Origin of the sequence: Lacticaseibacillus camelliae DSM 22697 = JCM 13995, assembly GCF_001311195.1 — a bacterium.
Taxonomy (GTDB): domain Bacteria; phylum Bacillota; class Bacilli; order Lactobacillales; family Lactobacillaceae; genus Lacticaseibacillus; species Lacticaseibacillus camelliae.
The window spans coordinates 1-7,763 of sequence record NZ_BBAJ01000096.1 but is presented as its reverse complement, the minus strand read 5'-3'; the positions used below and the strand labels follow the sequence as shown (position 1 = coordinate 7,763).

4 protein-coding genes and 2 pseudogenes are annotated in these 7,763 nt (G+C 54.3%); 2 read left to right on the top strand and 4 right to left on the bottom strand.

Going from position 1 to position 7,763, the window contains the following annotated elements:
• The first annotated feature begins 797 nt into the window (after positions 1 to 797).
• Positions 798 to 1,175, top strand: a complete 378-nt coding sequence (locus JCM13995_RS16365; protein WP_054666039.1) for a DNA/RNA non-specific endonuclease — start codon at positions 798 to 800, stop codon at positions 1,173 to 1,175.
• A 547-nt stretch (positions 1,176 to 1,722) separates the two neighbouring features.
• Here the strand turns inward: JCM13995_RS16365 and JCM13995_RS12180 are convergent.
• The 3 genes and pseudogenes from JCM13995_RS12180 to JCM13995_RS17870 form a co-directional block, all read right to left on the bottom strand.
• Entirely contained in the window at positions 1,723 to 2,883 is a 1,161-nt protein-coding gene (locus tag JCM13995_RS12180; RefSeq protein ID WP_054666033.1) for a helix-turn-helix domain-containing protein, read from the bottom strand.
• Between the two features lie 131 nt (positions 2,884 to 3,014).
• Positions 3,015 to 3,831, bottom strand: a pseudogene (locus JCM13995_RS17875) (ammonium transporter).
• Positions 3,758 to 4,333: an ammonium transporter gene (locus JCM13995_RS17870; RefSeq protein WP_369385727.1), complete on the bottom strand. Its 576-nt coding sequence runs from the start codon at positions 4,331 to 4,333 to the stop codon at positions 3,758 to 3,760. The pseudogene JCM13995_RS17875 and the gene JCM13995_RS17870 overlap by 74 nt, the downstream one beginning before the upstream one ends.
• Positions 4,334 to 4,691: 358 nt before the next feature.
• Here JCM13995_RS17870 and JCM13995_RS12165 point away from each other — a divergent pair.
• A pseudogene (locus JCM13995_RS12165) lies at positions 4,692 to 7,107 on the top strand (NAD(P)H-dependent oxidoreductase).
• Between the two features lie 382 nt (positions 7,108 to 7,489).
• On the opposite strand, the gene JCM13995_RS12160 reads toward JCM13995_RS12165, so the two are convergent.
• Positions 7,490 to 7,763, bottom strand: a 274-nt coding sequence (locus JCM13995_RS12160) for a GNAT family N-acetyltransferase (RefSeq protein ID WP_156314481.1), incomplete at its 5' end; no start/stop codon positions are given.

Below are 7,763 nucleotides of genomic sequence, written 5' to 3'. Positions count from 1 at the left end.
AAAATTGAGGGATCGAATCAAACTTAATTCGCCTATTTTTCTCCCCTGCCAAACATCTTCACCGTGACCAACTCTGACTCGCGGAAGATTGCGCTAGCCGACTGCCAAGGCGGAGTCCCCTTAATGCAGAGCTGCCAATCTAAACTGAACTTAAACCTGGCGTCCTCAATAATTGCTTGCCTTCAATTGCCGCACACTGTTAATACTGTATGTCGCCCCCTGCCGACACACCTCAGTCACGAATGCAAGCAGCAGGGAGCCTGACTACTCGTTCAAACTGCTTGACCCTATTAGTTTTCTAAGTATCTCGCCTCACACTGATTCCTCTCCACCCAGCATTGACCCCCGCACGTAAACCGCTCAACGACCAACGCAACTAATGGTTTGGTTTATGAAGCAATTCAGCTTCTGTACCGCCGCCAGGTGGGATGGAAGGATTTGATTGCAATCTTCAACAAAACCCGGCAGACTATGAGTTGGCGTTTATCGCTAGTTACACTTTGGAGGAGAATTTATTATGTTAAACAAAGTTGAGGTTCGCAGTGCAGTTACCAGTTTAGTCGCGCTGATTGGCGTAACCATTGGCCTCGCTACATGCCACCACAACCCACGCAAGCTGCCACACCACGACCGAATACATACGCATGGTTTGCTGCACAAAATTATCATGGACAACAGGTCGTCACGGTCAATGGTAATCGTAGCGATTTTCAGCAAAAGAACTGAAAAATACTGGGGCGTGGGCCAGCTATAGTAATCTTGACAGATACAATCGTGCGACTCTGGCCCAGGGCAACTTGAACTTCAAGCTGATGCCCAAAAGCGCACGGCAACCACTCTATGTTGCCCCAACCGGTTGGCACAATAAGAAGCTGAACGGTGGTTACCTCTTCAACCGCAGCCACTTAATCGGCTTCCAACTGACCGGTCAGAACAACAATATGAAAAACTTGATTACCGCAACCGCTTCGCTTAACGCGCCAAGTATGGAACGCTACGAAAATCAAGTGGCAACTTATCTGCGGATGCACCATAAAAACTACGTGCGCTATCGCGTGCAACCAGTTTTCCGCAGCAGTGAACTATTGGCACGGGGCATCCATATGGAAGCTCAAAGCTTGGAAGCAATGCCATTCACTTCAACGTGTATATTTTCAATGTACAAAAAGGCGTGACTTTAGACTACAAGAACGGTAACAGTATCGTTTCCAAAGCCGCGCTGGCTCCTGCTAAGAAGCCAGTCGCTAAGGCACCCGTTAAGAAACCGACTAAAAAGCCCGTCACGAAGGTGCCGGTTAAAAAAACCATCAATCAAGCCGAAGGCAAAAGCGCCAGGTCGAAAACCGGCTAAAAAAACCAGCCCCCAAAACAACCAAAGGCCTTTCCGACAAGACAACCGTTTACATCGTTAATGGCGGTCACGTTTACCACTTAAATCGGAACTGTATTTCCCTCAAGCGAAGCAAGCATGTGTCTAAGATGACCCTAAAACAGGCTAAGGCTAAAGGTCATTATCAAAAATGTAAATTGGAGCATTAGCTTAAAACGAGTCGCACTGGCGGCTCTTTTTTTTGTGACATCATCAGGTGGGGCCACGTTTCGGAATGAACCGGCTCAACGCGACGAAGAGCGATCGGGTTCTAACACATGCGTCTCATCAACCAGTGAAATCCTAAGTCTAAGTCCTGCCCTAATGTCAAAAGGCCATCACAACAAAACTCGTCATGATGGCCTTTTGCTAGTGCTTAAAAATATTCTGATTGTGGTACGTAAGCGCCTCTGCCTCAGGCGCCGCGTGCATGGCAGCGTCAGTCGGCGATCTGCATAGGGGGCTAGCAGCCGTTCGAGTGCCGGGTCACGCTGAATGACTGGTGACAGCACCACCTTTTTCTCCTTCGGCGTGAAGGTCACAAGCCCTTGGTCAAAGGCGCGGTCCCATAGCGGCGACAGGCAAATCACGTTACCCGGATCAAGGCGCCTGCCGGCATCGACCCGCCAGGGAATGATGTGTGAGGCAACCAGTAGCGAGCGCGTATTGATGCCGGTCACGGCGCAGCGATAGGCGTAATTTGCTTTGACCCGTTCCGCTAAGACAGTTTGGCCGATCCGGGCTTTGACCCGTTCTTCCCTTTCAGTCACAAGATACTGGCCGTCAATGATATGCCGGTATACCTGCCCCTCTTCAGTCAATAGGGCCGCATCTTGCGGCACCTTGGACAGGTCAAGCAGGCGGACAAAATCCTCGCGCTTAATCTCGGTCATCCCGTACTGGTTGAAGAAATAGAGCCAGTCCGGTCGCATTCTTTGCTTAAACTGCCAGTCGAAGTCCTTTAGGTCGGTATCGGCGAGCAGATATTGCGGAAACGGGAAAGGGCGCTCGATGCGCGCGGTAACCCGGCCATCTGGCAGCGGCGTGATTTTCCCGATTTGACCAGCACCAAACAAGTACCAGGACTTGGTTTCGCTGGCGCTTTGCGGCCGGCGGTAAATGAACCAGTCTCCTTCGCGCACCTTCCCGAACTGACGCGGCTGCCAAGAATAGGCAACAAAGTCGCGGTCTGCATAGTTGTTCGCGGTGACCTCGCCCTTGGTATCGAGGATAAAATACCGGGCCTCTGGCGCAAAGTGCAACGAATCAGGCGGCTGAACAGCGTGCGCTGAACCTGCACCATCCAGCTGCTGCATAAAGTGATCAATGCTGACCCCATAAACCTGTAACATCCGGGTCAGGGTGTCGAGTTTCACCAGTGCGGTCCCATTTTCAATACTAGACAAGGCATTTAGTGATAACTCGGCCGCCATCGCTGCCTGCTTGCGAGACAAACCGCTGCGCTCGCGCAGCTGATACAACGCCCGGCCAAACTTTGCGGCCAAAGGTTCCATCCACTCACCCCCGATTAATGGTGCCGTAATGTATTTTACCTGGACGAGCAAAGGCAGAATACCAAGTCAACTTGGTATTCTGCCTTTTTTTCTGAAGTCTCAGTTGGCCAGTTAGTGGGCTGACCTTTGGCTCAGTGACTCGATTTAGGCGGCTGGCGCCGGCCGCGCGACGGTTTTGGGGCAAACCCGCCCAACTGGCCAATAAACTCATCGGGGTACTGGAGCACCTCGTTTTGGCTCCGCTCATCAGCGACCTCGCCGTGTTCGCTGATGTCCAGCCCCACGGCTTCATCGTGCGCGGCCACTCGCATCGGGATGAACCGCCGCAACACAATGCAGATCAAGGCAGTCAGCCCACCGGCCAGCACAATCGACGCTGCGGTGCCGATCAGCTGACTGCCCACCAGCTGCCATCCCCCGCCGTAAAACAGGCCGCTGACGGGCAGTGACCCATTGACACTGCGCGTGGCAAAAACCGGTAAGCAAACTACCGACAATCCCCGAAACGCCGTGACAGCCAAACGCATCAAGCGCATCGTCAACATGCAACCGCGGTTTGATAACGTTGATGAACGCATAGCTGCACAAGGTGGCGATGATGCCAATCACGAAACTGCCGAACAGCGTGACGTAGCCGGCAGCTGGCGTGATGCCAACCAGCCCGCACAAGGCGCCGGTGCACCCACCAATCAGCGTCGGCTTGCCGCCGCGTTCGACATCCAGCACCATCCAAGTGCACATTGCACTGGCTGCCGCCAGGCTGGTGGTCAACGCCGCCGTGACTGCCGCCATGTTGGCCCCAAGCGCGGAGCCGGCGTTGAAGCCATACCACCCGATCCACAGAATCGCTGTGCCCAGCAGCACCCAGGTGCGGTTATAGGGTTGCACCTGCTTGGCGTTGCGCTCGCCTAAAAAAAGCGCACAAAACCAGCGCGGTGACGCCGGCATTGACATGAATGACCGTGCCGCCCGCAAAATCCACCACGTGCAAATGCGTCAACAGCCCGGCCGGACTCCAGATCAGATGAACCAGCGGGTAGTACACCAGCAGGCTCCAAAGCACGATGAACCAGGTCAAAAACCGGAAGCGAATCCGGCCGACCACGGCCCCGATAAACAGCGCCGGCGTGATAATGGCAAACATCATCTGAAATAAGGCATAGGCCCCTTGCGGCAATCCGCTTGCGCCCACCTTCGTCAAATTGACCCCGTTCATAAACAGACCGCGAACCCGGCCAATGACGCCGCCAATATCAGTGCCAAAGCTCAGCTCGTAACCGATAAGCAGCCACAAAATAATCGCCAGCCCCGTGATGTAGAACACCGACAGCATCGTGTTCACCACATTGCGCTTGGAAACCAATCCCCCGTAATAAAACGCCAGACCTGGCGTCATGAACCACACTAGTACACTCGCAACAATGATAAACGCCGTGTTTGCCCCATTCATCAGCTCACCTCCGCAAAATTGATATGGCGATATTGTACCCCCGATTTTACCCATACCAATTTTCAACAAGCGCGCTCAGCCGAACCAATTTCGCCGTGAGCGCTTTCTGCAGGCGCAGCATTAGGCTTTCTCAACCGCAAATCTCTAACAAGCCGTGTCAGCTTTAATGACAAAATTGGTTGACACATTTTGGCCACGGGCCTGCCGTGCCACCAATTTACTGTCTGTAGAGAGGACTAGTTGCGCGGTAACCTGCCCCCCTGGCCCCAGTATTGACACTTACGAATGGTTCATGATAGCGCTACAATGACCCTGTAAATGTTCGTGAGAATTTTATTTATAGAAAGAAGATGCTGAGGTGAAATTACTCGCAATCGTCGGCAACAACGCGACCAAGTCGTACAACCGCGTGTTGCTGAGGTACATGAAACAGCATTTTGCCAACACCGCTTCAATCGATCTGCAAGAGGTTCGCGACCTGCCGATGTTTAATGAGGACGCGCTTGACCAATTTCCGCCGGTCATCGAAACGCTGATTCGCAAAGTCGAAGCAGCCGATGGGATCATCATTGCGACGCCAGAGTACGATCATTCCATGACCGCCAGCCTCAAAAGCGTGATTGAATGGCTGTCCGCCAGTTATCACTCACTGGCCGGCAAACCGGTGATGATCGTCGGCGCGTCACTTGGTGCTCAAGGCACCGTCCGCGCCCAGATGGACCTGCGGCATGTGCTCGATGCACCAGGGTCGATGCCTGCGTGCTGCCGGGCAATGAGTTCATGCTACCCCATGCCGCAACGGCATTCGACGCTAACGGCGTGCTGAAGGATCAGAAAACGGTCCAGTTTCTTGACCAATGTTTCACTCAATTCATTAAATTCATCCACCTTTACAGTGGAACCACAAAGGAGAATCATCAGATGACTGCCGAAACAAATTGGGATCAGACTTATGATGTGGTTGTTTTGGGCTTTGGTGGTGCCGGGGCGACCGCCGCGCGGTTTGCCGCAGATGCTGGGGCGCAGGTGCTGCTGGTTGATTCTGCGCCGGAGGGCCACGAAGGCGGCAATACCCGCTACGCCGGCCAAGTCGTCGGTGCTGGCACCGACTTTGACCAGCTGAAAGCCTACTACAAAGCCATGACCGCGCCGATGCACCTGGACGAAGACATGATCGACACCTACGTCGATGGCATGGTCAAAATGCCGGATTACTTTCGCAAGTACCTCGGCGTTGAGCCGCTGAGCATCGCCAAGGACTGGGATCACAGCAAGGTAGACCTACACGGCATCCTGCATGAATTCCCAGATTTTCCCGGCGTAAACGCGTATGACCTGCTCGTTGTGCATGAGCGCCAGTTCGACTCCGCCTTGTGGAAGAAGCTGCGCAAAGAAGTGCTTGACCGCAGCGATAAGATCACGGTTTGGTACAGCTCCCCTGCCAAGCACTTAGTTCAGGATTCTCAAACCGGTGCCGTACTCGGTGCCCAAATTGAGCACGACCACGTGCTGCTGAACATCAAAGCCCGCGGCGGCGTGATCATGGCCACCGGTGGTTTTGAAAACAATCCGGCAATGATTCAGGATTACCTGAAGGCTTCCCGGCTCGCACCAATCGGCTCGCTGTACAACAAAGGCGACGGCATCAAACTGGGCGAAGAAGTCGGCGCGGACATGTGGCACATGGCCAATTACGAATCGTTGGGCATGCTGCATGGGCTCACCTTTGCCGGCCCTGCCGGCACCCGTGGCCGCTTGATCCTGAGCTGGCCAAAAGCCGCTGACGGCAGTACCTTCACGGTCGGCGACGATGGTTCCCGCTACTTCAACGAAGCCGAAGCCAACAAGCACGGCCACATTTACTACCACGGGACCTGGCAAGTGCCGATTGCCAACGATCACCCGCACTTGATTTTCGATCAAGCGCAGTGGGACGCGATTCACGCAGATAAGCTGCCAGTGGACAATTTTGACGACATCACCATCAAAGCTGCCACCTTGGAAGATTTGGCCAAGCTGATCAATGCCAAGCCAGACGTGCTGGTCAAGGCCCGTCAGGACTTCGACCACTTCGTTGAGGCGGGTCGAGATTACGCCTTTGACCGGCCGGTGGCGACGATGCGCGCGTTTGACGATGGCCCATACTACGCCGTGCCGCTGCGTCAGACAGTGCTCAACACGCAAGGCGGTCCACGCCGCAACAGCCGGGCCGAGGTCTTGAAGCCTGACGGTCAGGCCATCAAGAATCTGTACTCTGCCGGTGAACTTGGCGGCATCAACGCCAACCAGTATCAAGGTGGTAACAACCTGGCCGAGTGCCTGATCTGGGGCAAGATCGCCGGCGAAAATGCGGCGCATGGCCTGACTCCGACCGCCGCGACAAAGACTGCAGCGCACACTGACGCCAACAGCGGTGCCTCTGAGAAACAGTCTGACCAGCAGACTGATGCGACCAGCGGCGCTTCTGAACACGACTCCAGCAAGTCAGAGACCACTGATTATCACGTCGGCCCGAATCAATACATCGGTGTCAGTGATGCCGGCATGGGCAACGAAATTGTCGTCCGCGTCACCTACGCCGCCGGTAAGCTTGAAAACGTCGAGGTCCTTAAGCAAAGTGAAAGTGCGGATGTGGACTGAAGGCCATCAAGCAGCTGCCTGCGGAAATGGTTGCCGCCAATTCGCCAAAGGTGGATGCAGTCACCGGCGCGTCGGTCACGAGCCACGCACTGCAGGACGCGGTCGCCGATGCCATCAGCAAAGCCCAAGCGTAAATCATTGATGGTGCGTTGAGGCAAAGGAAGAACTCGTTTAGAGTTCTTCTTTTTTTGTGCTTGCTGGCTGCACCAAGACCTGCAAAAGGAGAACCAGCAGCAAAATCTTTACTGGATCGTAAAATTATTTGCTTAATGTCATTGAACGTTCAGCAACTCAACTGTATGATAGTAAGCAAGGTTGAGCTCGTCGCACCTCCCCTTCCGCCAGCACAACATGTGCTGGCCGGAACCAGATGAGCTCGTTTACCCCAACTCCCCTAGATGTTTTTTCTTGGCCACTCGAATCGGATCGGGTGGTTTTTTTGTCGGTACAGCAAAAACGCCGCCTCAAACGAGTCGGCGTTTCCACGCACTGGATGAATTGATCACACTGCGCCCGTCAGCCTTGGTTCAGGTTCAGCTGGTAAAACCGACTCGCCCGGTCTGGAAAGGCGTAGTCGCCGCCGAGGTCCTCGCGCCGGCAGCGGGTGAACCCTTGTCGCTCGTAAAACTGATGCGAACGATGCTCAGCCTCTGGGGTATCCAATACTAGGCGCGTGAAGCCCTTTGCCCTGGCTGCCTGCAGCATCACCTGATATAGCTGCCACCCCAAACTGACCGGCCGGCCGCGAAACTGAGGATACACAAAATTGTAGCATCGCCGTTGTCGCCGT